Source organism: Streptomyces sp. NBC_00344, from assembly GCF_036088315.1.
GTDB lineage: Bacteria > Actinomycetota > Actinomycetes > Streptomycetales > Streptomycetaceae > Streptomyces.
In genome coordinates this window covers 6,478,686-6,493,266 of record NZ_CP107996.1, presented here as the reverse complement: position 1 = coordinate 6,493,266, position 14,581 = coordinate 6,478,686, and the positions used below count along the sequence as shown (strand labels likewise).

Genomic DNA, 14,581 nt, shown 5'->3' with positions numbered 1-14,581 from the left:
CTCCGAGCGCCCGTCTCAGGGCGACCGGTGTGGTTCGTGAATCGGGTTCAAGGCGATGAGGAGGAACGGGATGAGCGACTTTCGGGCCATCGCGGATCGTGTCGAGATCGAAGCCCTGCGCGGTGAGTTCACCGACGCGGTGATGATGCGCGACTACGACCGTATCGCTTCGCTGTTCACACCGGACGGCGTATAGCGTATGCCCGACATCCCCGTCGAGCTCGAGGGGCGGGAGCCGATCCGCGCCTGGGGCAGGCGGGTGCCGGACGTCGTGGACTTCCTTGTGCAGAACACGCACCCGGGCCTGATCCGGCTCGACGGTGACACCGCGTCAGGCCGCGCGTACATGTCAGAGGTCGGGCGTGCCCGCGACGGCCGCGGAGGCCTGAACTACGCCATCTACCATGACCGCTACCAGCGCACGGACGACGGCTGGAAGTTCGCCGAGCGCGTGTACGAGGTCCGGTACGAAGACACCTCGCCGCTGGCCGGCTCACCGCCCTGCCAGGCTGGGGATGCATGACCATCCCACCGCGAAAGCAGGGTCGTTCGACAAGATCAGTCCTGGTGTTCTCAAACGGTCCGGCTCCCCAGCAGGCCGCAGAACCGCTGCCTGCCAGATGCGCTGTGTCGGGACGTCATGACCCGTGGACGGCCAGTGGACCGGCTGACGCCGGACCTCCACGGGAGTGACCGGGTGGGTCACATTGCGGGAAGGACGGCCAGCGACCCGGACACCACGTCGAGCGCCACTCTGTGCGGTGCACCGGCCCGGTGCGGCACCTGGATCCGTACATCAGCCGATGTGGCGGTGGGCGTCACCGCGTAGGCACCGTCCTTGCCCGCCGAGGGAAGACGCAGCGCCGCGGAAGCCGAAGTGGCATGCAGGGCAACGGAGTCAGGGGCTCTCGCGAAGGCGATGTCGGCGCTCCCGGAGACCACGGTGATGACGGCATTCGATGAGCGCAGTCCGGTGGCGGTCATACGGTCCGATGCGGTGTCCACGGTCAGCGGACCGCCGAGGCCCTCCAGGTCCGTCTCGCCGGACGTCTGCCGCAGCCGCAGCCCGGTGTGCTGCGGGACGGTGAGCCGCAGCGCACCGGCACACGGAGCGTCGGAACCGTCGCCTGCCGAACACCGTATGCGCAACGTGTGACGGCCTGCGGCGGCTTCGAGACGGGCGCGTATACCGCCGCCGTGGTCATCGTCGTATGTGCCAGAGACAGCCGTGGTGTTCCGGGCAGCCGCCACCCGGATCTTTCCTGACACACCGTCAAGGACCACCAGGCCGGTGTCACCTGCCCGGAAGCCACCCTCTCGCACCTGGCTGTGCCGGATCGGATCGGGCCCGGCATAAGGGCCGTGACGGCCGTGGTGGCCCACGACGACCAAGGTGACGACGACGGACAGAGCGGCGACCGGGACCGCGATGAGCAGGGCCTGCCGCTGAGGCAGACGCCGCCGCCCCGGCGCCGTCTCTTCCTGAACTGTGTCCATGCCGAAGCGCCTGCCCCGCACCCCCCGTTCGAACCGGGCCCGGCCGGCCTGAAGGTCAGGGAACGGCGCATGGGCAAGCCGCAGGACCGGGCTCCGTCAGCTGCCCTCGGGTGCCGGGCGGATCGTGCGGAGCCATGCTTCGATGGCTGCGAAGTCGGCGTCGACAAGACCCCTTCGGGGGTCGACCCGGTGCAGCAGGGCCTGCCCCCGGTATCGAGCGGACACCCAGTCCCGGTCCCTCTCCGTGATCTCGTCGTCGACCCAGACGAAAGGCCGGCCGGCCGCCCAGTCGAGGAGGGTGCGGGTCTTCCAGTGCAGACCGTGCCACTCCGCCCGGCCATCGGTACAGGTCGGCTCGGGCCAGATCACCACCGGCAGCTCGGGCAGGCCCAGCCGTGGCGCCACGCAGCTGTTCGCCTCGTCCATCCAGGTCGTGGCCCACACCAGCCGGCACGGGAGCCCGGCCAGCCGGGGCCCGTGCGCGGGATTGATCCTCACCAGAAGAGGATTCGAGTCACCCGGTTCGACGCCCGTCCGGTATGTCGGGTACCCACCCGGGCGCTCCTCCCACGTCGCCCCGAACGGGATGAGCGGCCCGTCGACATCGAGAAAAAGCAGAGGAGGCCCGGGGTCGGTCACGGTTGCACGATAGCGAGCACACCCTGCCCGCGCTCCCGGCGTTCGGACCGGCGAGGTCACACGTGGTGAGTGGTGCCAGGCGGGCGTCAGACAGCGGGGCGTCAGGGCGCATCGGCTGGACCACTTGAAGCCAACTACAACGTTGCGGTTGCTCAGGGATGGCGTTACGGTCGAATTACAACCGCACCGTTGGACTTACGCCCCTCGCTCGGAGCCGCGCGCCGGGTCGCGGTGCGCACTTCGCGGTGCGCACTTCGCAGTCAGCAGTTGGCAGTTGGCAGTTGGCAGTTGGGCAAGAGCATCCACGCAACTCGACGAAAGAGTCAGCATGTCCAGCACCCTCCCCGGCGGCAGCCTCACGCTCGCCGACGACCTCACCGTCCACCGCATGGGATACGGAGCCATGCAACTGGCAGGACCCAATGTCTTCGGGCCGCCCAAGGACCGCGACCAGGCCGTCGCGGTGCTTCGGGAGGCCGTCGGCCTGGGTATCACGCACATCGACACCAGCGACTTCTACGGCCCAGCCGTCGTGAACGAGATCATCAAGGAAGCGTTGCATCCCTATCCCGCAGACCTGCACATCGTCACCAAGGTCGGTGCGCGCCGCAGTGATGACGGCGGCTGGTTCCCCTCGCTGGAGCCCGCGGAGCTCACGTCACAGGTCCATGCGAACCTCCAGCACCTGGGACTCGACACCCTCGACGTCGTCAACCTGCGCGTCCCCATCGAGGGCACCGGGCAGGAGTCCTTGGCAGAGCAGTTCGGCACCCTGGCGGAGCTGCGGAAGGACGGCCTCATCCGCCACCTCGGCCTGAGCGGCGTCTCCCTGACACAGCTGGCCGAGGCCCGGACCATCGCACCCGTCGTCACCGTGCAGAATCTGTACAACCTGGCGAACCGGCAGGACGACGACCTCGTCGAACGCTGCGCGGCCGAGAACATCGCGTTCGCCGCGTTCTTTCCGCTCGGCGGCTTCACCCCCCTGCAGTCCGAGACGCTGACCGGCGTCGCCACCCGTCTCGGAGCCTCGCCACAGCAAGTCGCCCTGGCCTGGCTGCTCCAGCGGACCAGGACGACCGTCCTCATCCCCGGGACCTCCTCGCTGTCCCATCTGCGTGAGAACATCGCAGCAGCATCCCTGGAACTCCCCGCGGAGGCGGTCGCGGAACTCGACGGCATCGGGCGATAGGGACTGGGTGACCGGCCGGACGTGGGCACAAGCGCCCTCCACGTCGACGGATAGCCCCCCGCCTCCCCTGAGCCGGGCGCTGCGGCGACGAGCAGCACCACGGACCCTGGGCGGCGGGGGGCTTCATGCCATGACTACGAGGGGTTGCAGCCCGCCCCGCCGACGTAGGCAGCGAAACGGACATGGTTCTTCGGGCCCAGTCCGGTGGTACCGGGCCGTACGCAGATCACCTTGTCCTTGCCCCGGACGATGTCCAGCTTGATCCGGACCGTCGTCCTACCGCAGTGGTTGTAGTACGCATACGTTCCGGTCTGGTAGTACCCGCAGGGCTCATGGCCGCGTGCGGCGGCCGAGCTGGGGCCCGCCGTGGTCATCGCCGCCGCGGCGGCGAGAACTGCCACCGCACTCCATCGCTTGACATAGGTGAGCACCATGCATCCCCGATTCAACAGTTATCAATGGGAATGCCAGTTTTACCCCAAAAGCCTCCGCATATGACGGCTGACCGGCGAAGAGTCACTCGGACGGGCATGCTGCTCATGCCGTGCTGACTCTTCTGCGTCACTCGACCGGCCCGACCGCATTCGGTGTCTCAGCGGTGGAACAGGCAGCTGTGGCCCTCGTCCGCGTCGCCCACCGACCACTGCGGTTTCAGACTCTTTCCGTCCTGCACATAGTGCGGTTCGTACACACTTCGCGGCCCCTCGAGGTCTAGGACGCCGACCCCTCGACCACGAACTCCGTCGTGCACTCGAAATACCTGCTCATCGACGGCATGTACGACGGCACGGCCAACAAGCTTGTGTGGACCGGAAGTCACAACTACTCAGGCCCTTCGCTGCGCGAGAACGACGAGGCGCTGCTGAAGGTCGACGACTCCGCGTACCACGACGCCTATGTGTCCAACTTCAATGCCGTGAAGGCCGCAGCGGTGCCGGGTACAGCCGATGGTACGGACGCCTGCAAGGGCGTCGTCTCGACGGACGACTGACGGCTGTCCCTCGGGGCGCCGACGGCGGGGTCGCCGTCATGGGACGGGGTGCGGATGCCGAGCGGCCGGGACGGCCGCTCGGCATCCGCGTTCAGCGTGTCGAGATCTCCGCCCGGTCGACGGAGATGTACGCACCGCTGGACGAAGGGCTGTGATCGCCGGTCACCCGCAACCGCAACGTGTGGGTCCCGAAGGGCAGAACCGGGCTCACGTAGTTGAGTTGTTCACCCATCCGGATCGGACCGAAGTAGTCACCGGTCTGTTCGGCTCCGCCGTCCACGGAGAAGGCGGCGATGCCGTTGCCCGTATCGCGTACGGACAGGAGAGCGATCCGGGTACCGGTGAAGGTCCAGGTCGCCGTTGCTCCCGGTTGGTTGCTCCAGTGGTCGTCGCTCCAGAAGCACTGACTGCCGCAACCGCTGCCCGAGTTCCACGCACCCGTGTACGCGACGGAGCCGGCGCCACTGGACGAGTTGGTGTCATTGATCCAGAACGGGCCGCCACCGGGGTCGCCCGATGGCAGGTCCTGGGTGGCACCGGCGGCAGCCGGCGAGCCGAGATGGGGCGTACCGTCGTCGTTCCAGCCGATTTTCTGGGCGCGGGTGGTGCGGCCGTCGTAGGTGAAGGCGGACGTGTTCTTCGCGTGGTAGACAATCCAGTCCTGGGTACCGTCCGGGCTGGTGAAGAAGCCGTTGGAACCCGGGCCCCAGACACCGGCGGCGTCACTGCGGGCGAAGACCGCCCCCGAGTGCTGGACCCAGTTGGCCGGCCGCAGGGGGTCGGCGGTGTCGGAAATGGACTGCATCCAGAGCTGGTAGTCGGGCTTGCCCGTGTCGCAGGTGGAGTAGACAAGAAAGGTCTTCCCGCTGTGCTGAAGTATCGAGGGCGCCTCACGCACCTCGGGGCAGCCCCCTGCCGACGGCAGATAGACCCGGTTGCCGGAGATCGTCCAGGGGTTGGACATCGGGGCGAGGTAGATGAGGTTGTGTCCTTCGCTCCCGGCGCCCGACCACACCATGTAGAGGCGTCCGTTCTGGTGGAGGACCACGGGGTCGATGGCCCACAGGCCCTGTGCGTCGGGTGCTTCCAGTTTCGCCTTGAAATGGTAGGGGCCGAGCGGATCAGCTCCCGCGGACTCGACCACATACAGGCGATGGTGCTCGTCGACACCGTCGTCGGCGGTGTAGTAGATGTACCAGTGGCCGTCCATCAGATAGAAGGACGGTGCCCACACCTGACGGTCGCGTGTGCTGTCGGTGTCCTGCCAGACCGTGGTGCGGGGCGCGGTGAGGAGCCCACCCAGAGTGGGGGCCTTCGCGATGCGCACAGCATCGCCCTCGGTCGCCGCCAGGTAGTAGTTGCCCTGGTAGTACGTCATATAGGGATCCGCCCGGGTGCCCAGCGGATTGCGGAAGGTGCCACCCACCGCGTGGGCCTGGCGGGGAAGTGCCACGACACCGCAGAGGGCCAGCAGCCCGGCCAGTAACAGGGTCAGAGCCGATCGCCCCGGAAATACGAACCGGCGCATGGAAGTCCTCCTGGTGGCAGTGACGTGAGCGAGTACGTCGGCGGACGGGGAGTTACAACGTTGTAAGGACAGCATGCGAGCAGTACCGCGTCCAGACCTCCGACAGCGGATCCTGCCCGGGCGGGCTGTCCACCGGCCTTCGCCGCCACTGATCGCATCCCTCCGGTGGCGGTACCCGCTGCCCGGACCTGTTCGTACCGGGCACCCCGAAACGCCGGAACCGGCCCGGATGGCCCGCCCGGCCGGGGGCCCCTCTCCCCCGGTGCGTAGCTCGCTGCGGGCGTATCGTCCATATATGGCGCTTTTCAGAGTCGGTCGCGACGGCGCGCTCGTCAATGGCGCCGCAGTGAGCACTGCCGCTGTGGCGAGCGAGGGTGCTGTCGCGGGCGGGGGCCGCTTCGCAGGGCGCGTACGGGTCACCCGGGCCGCTGCCGCACAGGGAGCGTGAAGCGTGCCGGGCCCGGGCGCCGCAAGTCCCAAAGGCCTGGGTCAGCAGTGGCTCGATCCCGTTCTGGCCAAGATCGTTCGGGAAACAGAGGCGTCGGTCGGAATGGTGTATCTGCTGCCGCCGGGCCAGGATGCGCTGCGTCTCGTGTTGGTGACCGGGATTTCCGGGGAGATCGCAGCTCCCTGGGCACGGGTGAGTCTCTCGGACCCCATTCCGGTCGCCGATGCCGTCCGGGAGCGGCGCCTGGTGTGGGTCGGCAGCCAGGAGGAGATTGCGCATCGCTATCCGCGGGTGGGACTCGTACTCCCCTACGACTTCGTGCTGGCGGCCAGCCCTGTGGCCACTTCGGACACCGCTCTGGGGGGTTTGGTACTGCTGTGGCCCGGGTTCCATTCGCCGGAGCTTTCGGCGCAAGAACGCGAGGCGGTCCGTGAGTGCAGCACCCGCATCGCTTCCGGGCTCGAGCGGGCGGGTGACTACGGACGTCTGGCACCGGACGGAGCCCGGCCCCGGGTGCTGGTCCAGCCGCGCGGCCGGGTTCCCGGTCCGGCCGAGGCGATGGCGGGGGCCGAGTTCATCGACCGGCTGCCCGGCGGCAGTTGCTCTCTGGATCTGGAGGGCAGGATCACCTTCATCACTGCCACCGGCGCGGACCTCGTCGGCGGTTCACCCTCGGAGCTGGTGGGATCCCTGCCGTGGGAGGCGTTGCCCTGGCTGGACGATCCCGTGTTCGAGGACCGCTACCGGGCCGCGGCGGTCAGCGGCCGATCCACGTCCTTCACCGCGCTCCGTCCCCCGGACCGCTGGCTGGCCTTCCGTCTCTACCCGGACGCGTCGGGCATCAGCGTGCGCATCACTCCGGTCTCAGCGGACCACGTGGTGGGCCTGCCGAAGGCGGAGCGCCCCCCGCCCCGCACCGTGCCGAGCCGCGCGGCCACCCTGTACCACCTGATGCATCTCGCCGCCACGCTGACCGAAGCCGTCGGGGTGCAGGATGTCGTGGCCCAGGCTGCCGACCAGTTGATGCCGGTCTTCGGTGCCCAGGCCCTCGCCCTGATGACGGCGGAAGAGGGACGGCTGCGCATTCGTGGCTTCCGCGGATACGACCCGGAGCTCATGGCCCGGTTCGACGGAGCGCCTCTGTCATCGGACACCCCCGCCGTAAAGGTCCTCAACACCGGCGTGCCGAACTTCTTCGCCACCTTCGCCGAACTGAGGCAGGCCTATCCCCCGGCGGTACTCCAGGACAACATGGGTGCCTGGGCCTTCCTGCCCCTCATCGCTTCGGGAGACTCCATCGGCTCGCTCCTGCTGGCCTACGACCGGCCGCACACCTTCGCCCCGGCGGAGCGCACCATCCTCGTCTCACTCGCCGGGCTGATCGCCCAGGCCGTCGACCGCGCACGGCTCTACGACGCCGAACACCAGCTGGCGCAGAGCCTGCAGGGCGCGCTGCTGCCCCACACCCTGCCCGGCGTCCCGGGGCTGGAAGTGGCGGCCCGCTATCTCCCCGCCGTCAGTCATATGGCCATCGGCGGCGACTTCTACGACCTCATCCGTCTGGACGACACCACAGCGGCCGTCACCATCGGCGACGTCCAGGGGCACAACGTCAATGCCGCAGCTCTCATGGGCCAGGTCCGGACGGCTGTTCACGCCACGGCCGGCGCGCCGCCCGAAGAGGTCCTGGCCCGCACCAACCGTCTCCTCACCGACCTCAATCCCGGCCTCTTCACCAGCTGCCTCTACGCGCATCTGGACCTGGCACGCCGCCGCGCCCATCTGGCCACCGCGGGCCACCCGCCACCGCTGCTGCGTCATCCGGACGGACGTACCCAGGTCCTGGATCTGACACCGGGCCTGCTGCTCGGAATCGACCCCGGTGCCGCGTACGTCTCCGCGGAAATTCCGGTGCCGCCCGGCACCCTGCTCGCCCTGTACACCGACGGACTCGTCGAGACACCTGGTGTCGATCTCGACGAGTCGACCGCTGATCTCATGGAACAGCTTTCACAGGCCAGGGGTCAGGACATGGAGACTCTCGCGGACACACTGGTCCGCTACGCGAAGCAGTCCGCTCCCCGCATCGATGACATCGCCCTGCTCCTCATCAACGCCCAGTAGGCGCTGACCCGCGGGCCATTCCGGCGGGTAACAAGGAGAGGCCGGGATGTTCCGGCCTCTCCTCAGAAATGGGTGTCGGAGAGCAGGGTGCCGAGAGGACCGAGGTCGAGGTTGAGGTCCTCGCGGCGCAGGCCGTGCTGCGTGCACAGCTCCGACATACGCTCGTCGAGCAGCATCAGAGTCGTTCCGACACGCTCTTCCTGCTCCGCGGTGAGGTCCCCCTGGTCGAAGCGGCGGATGGCCTGCCGCTCCATGAGCTGACGCAGGAGTTCCACCACGGTCAGTACCAGCGAGGCGAGATCCCGGCCCACATTCTCCCGGTCGATGTCGACCCTGGCCGCCGCCGTCACAGCGGACCCCCGTCGTCCCACGGGGCCGGGACGCGATCGCTGACCGATGCGAGCAGGGCGTGCAGGGACAGTCTGATCAGGGGCACTTCGGCGATGGCGATCACCAGGTCACCGCTGATGACGACGCCGGTGCCCAGCACGCGGTCCAGGAGATCGACCAGCGGAACGCCGATGGGCGCCCCGCTGTCCGGGCCGCGCCAGGCCACGGTTCCCGCCGCCGTCATCCTTCATCGCCCCCTTCGGTGAACGAGTACGGCACCCAGGGTCCCGAGAGGTCGATGTCGACGTGCCGGAATTCGGGCCGCCGGCGCAGTGAGTCGACCGCGGTAACCAGCTCGTGCTCCCGCTCCTTGGCGATCAGGTATGCCGCGTTCATGATCTGGGGGCGCTCCTTCCCCGTGATCTCGGTGCTGTGCGGTCGCCGTCGGACGGACGCTGCGGAAATGAGCCGCAGGGCCCGGTCGACGCGGTCTGCCGCCTGCAGGGCTTCGTCGTGACGCTGTTCGGCGGCCCTCTGTCGTTCCCGCACCCGGCTGAGATAGTCGCGCCCGCTGCCCGGACGGCCGGTGTCAGATGCGCCCGGCGAGTGCGGCGCCTGCGGCGAGGGCGGCGCGTTCGGTGCATGCGGTGCTTCCGACGAGCATGGTGTGTCCGTCCCGTGCCGGGAGTCCCGGCGTCCGCGCTCCGTCTCCCGGGCGACGTGCGGGGGGCCGCCGTCCGGCTCCGGGCGCCGAGCTGCCCGCAGCGCATGCACCTTGACGGCCCACTCGGTGCGTCCCTCGACCCGGTCCAGCGACTGCCGGAAGCGCTGTGCACTCGACCACAGCACTTCGCCGGCCCTCGCGTCGTCGTGGTAGAGCGTCGCGAGCGGCAGCGGCACGACCGGCCCACCGGTGGCGGCAGCGCTCACCACCTCGTGGTGAGTCCTGACGCAGCGTTCGAGTTCTCCGGGGTCCGCCAGACGGCGGCGCAGTGCTTCCTCGCAGAACGCGGCCGACGGCACGTCCTGCACCACCGCGTACAGCTCTCCCGCGGTCAGCAGGCGCAGCGGACCGCCCTCGTCGTACCCGCCGGTGTGCTCCGCCACGGCCGCTGCCGGACCATCGCTTCGGCAGACGGCGTACACATACGTGAGATGCGCGGTGGGGAGGCCTCCCCGGTCGCGGCCCGGCCGATCGGAATGCGTCGAAGTCACTGTCATCTGCGATGCGACTCCTTCGTGCTGTCCGTCTTCGAGCCCGTGCCGGCTTCCAGCGCTTCGAGTTGTGCGCGCAGTTGCCGGTTCTCATCGGCGAGGCTGTCGTGAGCGGCCCGGGACGACAGTGCCGGATCGGTCTCCCACCAGTCGATACCTGCCCTTCTGGCGGTTTCGACCGAGGCGACGAAGAGACGGAGCCGAATGGTGAGGAGTTCGATGTCGAGCAGGTCGATCTTGATGTCGCCCGCAATCACAATGCCCTTGTCCAGGACCCGCTCCAGGATGTCGGCGAGGTTGGACGTGCTGCCCGCCTCCCTGGGCGCGGGGGCCGTGTCCCACGAATCCAGTTGCGTCATGTCGCCACCTCAGTGGTCTCTCCCTCGACGTACCGACGGTTCACGTCGGGCGGAGCGGAAGCGACGACGACCCGTCGGTCCCGTCGCTCGAGCAGGTCGAGCAACCGCTCCTCCTCGCGTTCGAACTGCTCCTCGCTGATGTCTCCGTCGTCGAACGCCCTGTTGAGTGCCCCCAGTTGTGCACGGATGACGGCCGGGTCGTGCAGTTCTCTGTCTGCCGCCTCGGTAAGCCGGTCGGCAACCCAGACCACGCCTCGTACCGGCGCCAGCGGAAGCAGGACCACTGCGGAGAGGAGACCCATCTCAGACCCCGGCCGGCACGTTCTCGGTGGGCACGAAGCTGTAGCACGGAAGCGGTCCGGTCACCCGGAGAGCGGCCTTCTGCCGGTATTCGGCGGAGAGCCGGTCGACGCAGCTGTTGAACCGGGACAGGTCCCCGCGCGCGACAAGGAAGGACACATTGCGTACGCAGCCCTCGACGTCCGGTCCCTCCTGCGACTCGGCCGCGACAGCGGCGAGCGCGGCCGAGATCTGTTCGGCGGCGTGCGCGGCCCGGCGTCGCATCCCGGCCACGACAGCTTCGCCGAGGCGCACATTGACCTCGTATCCCGGACGGCTGCGCACCTCCTCGCGCAACTGCCGTACGCGGGGGTCCTCCCGGACCAGATCGGAGAGCGAGTCCTCCGCCGGCATGACCTTGAGGTTCATCTCAAGGCGGCCTTCGACGCTCTCCAGGGCGGCCAGATACTCGGCGCTGCGGGCCTTCGCACCGTCGAGAACGGCGGTTTCGCCGGGAGCGATCGCGCCGAAGCGCATGGGGAGGACCGGCCCGCCGGGCACCAGGTCCGAAAGCAGGCGCTGATGTGCCATCAGGTCCCGCCGCCGGGCGCGCAGTGTCTCCGGGACCGGACCGATCACAGCGGCCAACTCGCCACAGGGCAGCAGCCGGACCGGCGCCTTCGTATCACCCACGCCACGCACGTCCGCGGGCAGCGGGTGCCCCGCTCTGACGAACGCGTACACGTACACACCTGGTGCGGCCATCTGTCACTCTTCCTCTGTACGTCGACGGCTGCGGGGGCGGCCCCCGTCGCCACTTCGGCCGGCTGCGCTGCGACGGCGAGGCCGCGACTCCTCCTCCTCGCCGTCGTCGTCGCCCATCCCGAGCTTGTCCTTGACCTTGCTCCCGGCGGACCGGACGGCCTTCTTCGCACCGGCCTTGCGCACGCTCTTGCCCATGCCTCCCCCGAAGAGTTCGGGCACGGTCTTGCTGGTGGCGTCGTGGTCGAGGTCGAGCCGGTTGCACGCTTCGGCGAAACGCAGATACGTGTCGACGCTCGCCACGACGATCCGGGCATCGATCTTGAGGATCTCGATACCGACAAGGGAGACTCGTACGAACACATCGATGACCATTCCCCGGTCGAGGATGAGTTCGAGGACGTCGTAGAGAGTGCCGGCGCGCGGGACACACACGACCTCGTCGCTGTAAGCGGTCATGGAAGGGGCCGTTTCTCTCGGGTGGCTTCGGTGGGCTGCGCTCATATGTCCGCCGCCCCGCGCCGGTACCGCCGGACCCGGCGGTACTGAAGGAGGTGACCATCTGCGTCGAGCTCCACCTCGTAGGTGGCCAGCAGGCTGGTCGTGTCGGGGATACGGGCGACTTCCAGGACGTCGACGCAGACACGCCAGCCCTCGTCGTCCGACCGGCAGACTCCGGACACGCCTTCGGGCGGGTGGTCGATCAGCCTGGAAAGGGATTCACTCGCCCGCAGAGCGGCCCTCTCCGCTCCTCGTAGGTCCGACGTGCGGGAAGCGGCGGCTGATTTGCCGGATCCGGCGCGTTTCACACGTTGCTCAGCCATGCTCCAGAGTCTGGGCGCCGGAGATCGGGCGCGCGCGCTGTCGGCCGCCGAACGAGTGGCAGGGGAGGCAGCGGCTCTCCCCTGCCATGACATGGATCAGATGTGCGTCAGATGCTCACGTCTGCGCGGCACTGCGGGGATGTCGTGCCCGGGTGCTGCGCACAACCCGGGATCAGGACGTCGGCGTGTGGGCGACCAGCGCGAACGAGTGCCCCGCGGGGTCGGAGTACAGCCGGACGTCGTGCCGTCCCCCGTTGTCCTTGGTGTCCAGGGGCCGGGCGCCGAGACCGATCGCCTCACGCTCCGCCTCGTCCATGTCGTCGGGGGAAACCAGGATGCGCAGATGGGCCTGAAGGGCGCCGTCCGGCCGCGGCCAGCTGGGTGGTGCGTAGCCGTGGTCCCTGCGGACGGCCATGCGCGTGCCGTCGTTGCCGACGACCTCCATGACATCCGGATCGGCGCTCATACGCGTTGTCGCTCCGAGCAGATCGGCATAGAACTCGGCGAGTTCCGCATGCTCGGAGCAGTCCAGCACAAGCACGGTCGTCTTCGGAACCGCCATGATCTCCCACTCTCGGTCGCCCGCACGGAACCTGGTCGCTGAACGGACGACTACCCGGAACCGGACGCCACACGCAGAGCCGGCCGCCTCGGACGGCCGCAACATCGGACGGGCACCCCTCGGACCATGTCCGGACGGTCGTGACTCACAACCGGGCGGAGCACCCCCTGCTTGCCGTACTGGCCTCTCCGGCCCGCGCCCGGCCCGCCCAACTGCCGGAGACCGCACCGCGCTAGAGTTCCGCGATGTCTCCCTCCTCGCGTGAATCAGCGGCCGGCGCAGGCTGGCACGGCCAGAAACCCGGCGAATACCGGAACTTGATGCCAAGTCAGGTCGAAAAGGTCTTCTGGCTCAACCCGGTCACCCTCTGGAAGGCGCGCAACGGACCCGTGGCATCGCTGTTCGGCGATCCGACCGGCGCCGACCGTGAGCGCTGGGTGCGGCAGCAGTCCCAACGAGGCTGCGCCACAGAGGACTTCGTGATCGAGCGCGACGATCCGGAGAGCTACTCGTTCATGCTCATCGGCGACACCGGCGAAGGCGACGATCCACAGTACGCCGTGGTCCCCGGGTTCCTCAGGGCAGGTGCCGGAAGCCGCTTCGCGCTTCTCTCCAGCGATGTGCTCTACCCGGTCGGCAGCGCCAACGAGTACGGACCGAAGTTCTTCCAGCCGTACCGGGATTACGAAGCGCCGATCTACGCGGTGCCCGGCAACCACGACTGGTACGACGGCCTCACCGGATTCATGCGGGTCTTCTGCGATGCGCCCGCGCTGCCCCCGGCAGCACGCCCGAAGCCGCTGTCGGCCGCGTGGTGGCGGGCGGCTCTGTGGAGGTCTCCCGATGTGCCGGACGAACTGCGCCTGGCTCAGGCCCGGCTCATGCGGTCCGAGCCGTCACAGGCGGCGTCGCAGCCGGGGCCGTACTGGGCGATCGATTCGGGGCCACTGCGCATCGTGGGCATCGACACCGGGCTGCTCGGTCGTATCGACCGGGAGCAGGGGCAGTGGCTGCGCCGGGTGTCCAGCGGACCGAAGCCCAAGATCCTGGTCACCGGTTCGCCGATATACGTGGACGGTGAGCACCACCCGTGCGCGATCGAGGGCGGCGGCACCGTCGACGAGATCGTGCGTGATCCGGACTGCAACTATGTCGCGGCCATCGGCGGCGACATCCACAACTACCAGCACTATCCCGTCGATGTGGGCGGGCGGACCATCGAATACGTCGTCGCCGGTGGTAGCGGCGCCTTCATGCACGCCACTCACACCATTCCGCGCGTCGACGTCGGCGGTGTCACCGAGCAGGACTTCCGCTGCTACCCGTTGCGCGGCGACTCACTGGCGTTCTACAGCAAGCTCTACGGGCGAAGGCTCCGTATGCGGCGGCTGTTCGACCTGACGCCTGAGCTCGCGACGGCAGTGATAGCCCGTCGGCTCGGCATCGCGGCAACGCGGCAGACCGATGAGCCCGTCACGCTGCGGGCGAGACTGATCGCGGCTCTGCTCGGGGTCGCCGCACGGCCGCGCCGCGGCCGGCGACTGCGCCTGCCGGTCCGTAAGGCGCTCACCCAGGTGCTGTCGCCGGGGTCCGCGACCTACGACCCGCCGTTCTTCAAGAGCTTTCTGCGGATGGACGTCTCACCGGGTGGTCTGCGCATACGGTGCTTCGCCGCCACCGGCTTCCAGGAGGACGAGATCGAACCACCGGTCGAGGACGACTTCGTCATACCGCTCAACCCACGCGGGTCGCACTGAGTCCGCCGCAGCGTCAACAGTGCGGATCCCAGGCTCGCAACGGGGTTGTGGCCGAGGGCGCCGGTTCACCCGTC

The 14,581-nt window shown here is 68.6% G+C and carries 20 protein-coding genes; 7 read left to right on the top strand and 13 right to left on the bottom strand.

Features of this window, described 5'->3' with window-relative positions; all coding sequences use genetic code 11:
• Window positions 1–70 precede the first annotated feature (70 nt).
• The gene (locus tag OHS16_RS29480) at window positions 71–196 is read left to right on the top strand and encodes a hypothetical protein (protein WP_328540293.1); all 126 of its coding nucleotides are present in this window, start codon (window positions 71–73) and stop codon (window positions 194–196) included.
• Window positions 197–199: 3 nt separating this feature from the next.
• On the top strand, window positions 200–523 hold the full coding sequence (locus tag OHS16_RS29475; RefSeq protein ID WP_328540292.1) for a nuclear transport factor 2 family protein: 324 nt from the start codon (window positions 200–202) through the stop codon (window positions 521–523).
• Between the two features lie 179 nt (window positions 524–702).
• Here the strand turns inward: OHS16_RS29475 and OHS16_RS29470 are convergent, their stop codons facing one another.
• Both OHS16_RS29470 and OHS16_RS29465 read right to left on the bottom strand, forming a co-directional pair.
• Window positions 703–1,497: a hypothetical protein gene (locus OHS16_RS29470; protein WP_328540291.1), complete on the bottom strand. Its 795-nt coding sequence runs from the start codon at window positions 1,495–1,497 to the stop codon at window positions 703–705.
• Between the two features lie 96 nt (window positions 1,498–1,593).
• Complete coding sequence (locus OHS16_RS29465) at window positions 1,594–2,136, bottom strand: HAD domain-containing protein (RefSeq protein ID WP_328540290.1); 543 nt, start codon at window positions 2,134–2,136, stop codon at window positions 1,594–1,596.
• 328 nt (window positions 2,137–2,464) lie between these two features.
• On the opposite strand from OHS16_RS29465, the gene OHS16_RS29460 reads away from it, so the two are divergent.
• The gene (locus OHS16_RS29460; RefSeq protein ID WP_328540289.1) at window positions 2,465–3,328 is read left to right on the top strand and encodes an oxidoreductase; all 864 of its coding nucleotides are present in this window, start codon (window positions 2,465–2,467) and stop codon (window positions 3,326–3,328) included.
• A gap of 134 nt (window positions 3,329–3,462) precedes the next feature.
• Here OHS16_RS29460 and OHS16_RS29455 read toward each other — a convergent pair whose 3' ends face one another.
• Window positions 3,463–3,762, bottom strand: coding sequence for a DUF6355 family natural product biosynthesis protein (locus OHS16_RS29455; RefSeq protein ID WP_328540288.1), 300 nt, complete (start codon window positions 3,760–3,762; stop codon window positions 3,463–3,465).
• 311 nt (window positions 3,763–4,073) lie between these two features.
• Between OHS16_RS29455 and OHS16_RS29450 the strand changes: the two genes are divergently transcribed.
• The gene (locus OHS16_RS29450) at window positions 4,074–4,319 is read left to right on the top strand and encodes a phospholipase D-like domain-containing protein (protein WP_328540287.1); all 246 of its coding nucleotides are present in this window, start codon (window positions 4,074–4,076) and stop codon (window positions 4,317–4,319) included.
• A 91-nt stretch (window positions 4,320–4,410) separates the two neighbouring features.
• Here OHS16_RS29450 and OHS16_RS29445 read toward each other — a convergent pair whose 3' ends face one another.
• Entirely contained in the window at window positions 4,411–5,847 is a 1,437-nt protein-coding gene (locus OHS16_RS29445) for a glycoside hydrolase family 43 protein (RefSeq protein WP_328540286.1), read from the bottom strand.
• A gap of 295 nt (window positions 5,848–6,142) precedes the next feature.
• On the opposite strand from OHS16_RS29445, the gene OHS16_RS29440 reads away from it, so the two are divergent.
• Window positions 6,143–6,295: a hypothetical protein gene (locus OHS16_RS29440; RefSeq protein WP_328540285.1), complete on the top strand. Its 153-nt coding sequence runs from the start codon at window positions 6,143–6,145 to the stop codon at window positions 6,293–6,295.
• A 3-nt stretch (window positions 6,296–6,298) separates the two neighbouring features.
• Window positions 6,299–8,419 carry a SpoIIE family protein phosphatase gene (locus tag OHS16_RS29435; RefSeq protein WP_328540284.1) on the top strand — a complete coding sequence of 707 codons (2,121 nt, stop codon included), beginning with the start codon at window positions 6,299–6,301 and terminating at the stop codon, window positions 8,417–8,419.
• A gap of 62 nt (window positions 8,420–8,481) precedes the next feature.
• On the opposite strand, the gene OHS16_RS29430 is transcribed toward OHS16_RS29435, so the two are convergent.
• The 9 genes from OHS16_RS29430 to OHS16_RS29390 all read right to left on the bottom strand — a co-directional run bounded on the left by OHS16_RS29430 (window position 8,482) and on the right by OHS16_RS29390 (window position 12,750).
• Entirely contained in the window at window positions 8,482–8,769 is a 288-nt protein-coding gene (locus tag OHS16_RS29430) for a gas vesicle protein K (RefSeq protein WP_328540283.1), read from the bottom strand.
• Window positions 8,766–8,993, bottom strand: coding sequence for a gas vesicle protein (locus OHS16_RS29425; protein ID WP_328540282.1), 228 nt, complete (start codon window positions 8,991–8,993; stop codon window positions 8,766–8,768). Before OHS16_RS29425 ends, OHS16_RS29430 begins: the two co-directional genes overlap by 4 nt.
• The gene (locus OHS16_RS29420) at window positions 8,990–9,970 is read right to left on the bottom strand and encodes a GvpL/GvpF family gas vesicle protein (protein ID WP_328540281.1); all 981 of its coding nucleotides are present in this window, start codon (window positions 9,968–9,970) and stop codon (window positions 8,990–8,992) included. The genes OHS16_RS29425 and OHS16_RS29420 overlap by 4 nt, the downstream gene beginning before the upstream one ends.
• Entirely contained in the window at window positions 9,967–10,323 is a 357-nt protein-coding gene (gvpJ, locus tag OHS16_RS29415) for a gas vesicle protein (protein WP_328540280.1), read from the bottom strand. The genes OHS16_RS29420 and gvpJ (OHS16_RS29415) overlap by 4 nt, the downstream gene beginning before the upstream one ends.
• Complete coding sequence (locus OHS16_RS29410) at window positions 10,320–10,625, bottom strand: gas vesicle protein GvpG (protein ID WP_328540279.1); 306 nt, start codon at window positions 10,623–10,625, stop codon at window positions 10,320–10,322. The genes gvpJ (OHS16_RS29415) and OHS16_RS29410 overlap by 4 nt, the downstream gene beginning before the upstream one ends.
• A 1-nt stretch (window position 10,626) precedes the next feature.
• Window positions 10,627–11,367 carry a GvpL/GvpF family gas vesicle protein gene (locus OHS16_RS29405; RefSeq protein WP_328540278.1) on the bottom strand — a complete coding sequence of 247 codons (741 nt, stop codon included), beginning with the start codon at window positions 11,365–11,367 and terminating at the stop codon, window positions 10,627–10,629.
• A 3-nt stretch (window positions 11,368–11,370) separates the two neighbouring features.
• A complete protein-coding gene (gene gvpJ / locus OHS16_RS29400) occupies window positions 11,371–11,823 on the bottom strand; it encodes a gas vesicle protein GvpJ (protein WP_328540277.1) in 453 nt (150 codons plus the stop codon).
• A 41-nt stretch (window positions 11,824–11,864) separates the two neighbouring features.
• The gene (locus OHS16_RS29395; RefSeq protein ID WP_328540276.1) at window positions 11,865–12,188 is read right to left on the bottom strand and encodes a gas vesicle protein GvpO; all 324 of its coding nucleotides are present in this window, start codon (window positions 12,186–12,188) and stop codon (window positions 11,865–11,867) included.
• A gap of 172 nt (window positions 12,189–12,360) precedes the next feature.
• A complete protein-coding gene (locus OHS16_RS29390) occupies window positions 12,361–12,750 on the bottom strand; it encodes a VOC family protein (protein WP_328540275.1) in 390 nt (129 codons plus the stop codon).
• Window positions 12,751–12,995: 245 nt separating this feature from the next.
• Here OHS16_RS29390 and OHS16_RS29385 point away from each other — a divergent pair, with 245 nt between their 5' ends.
• Window positions 12,996–14,507, top strand: a complete 1,512-nt coding sequence (locus OHS16_RS29385; protein WP_328540274.1) for a metallophosphoesterase family protein — start codon at window positions 12,996–12,998, stop codon at window positions 14,505–14,507.
• The last annotated feature ends 74 nt before the right edge of the window (window positions 14,508–14,581 follow it).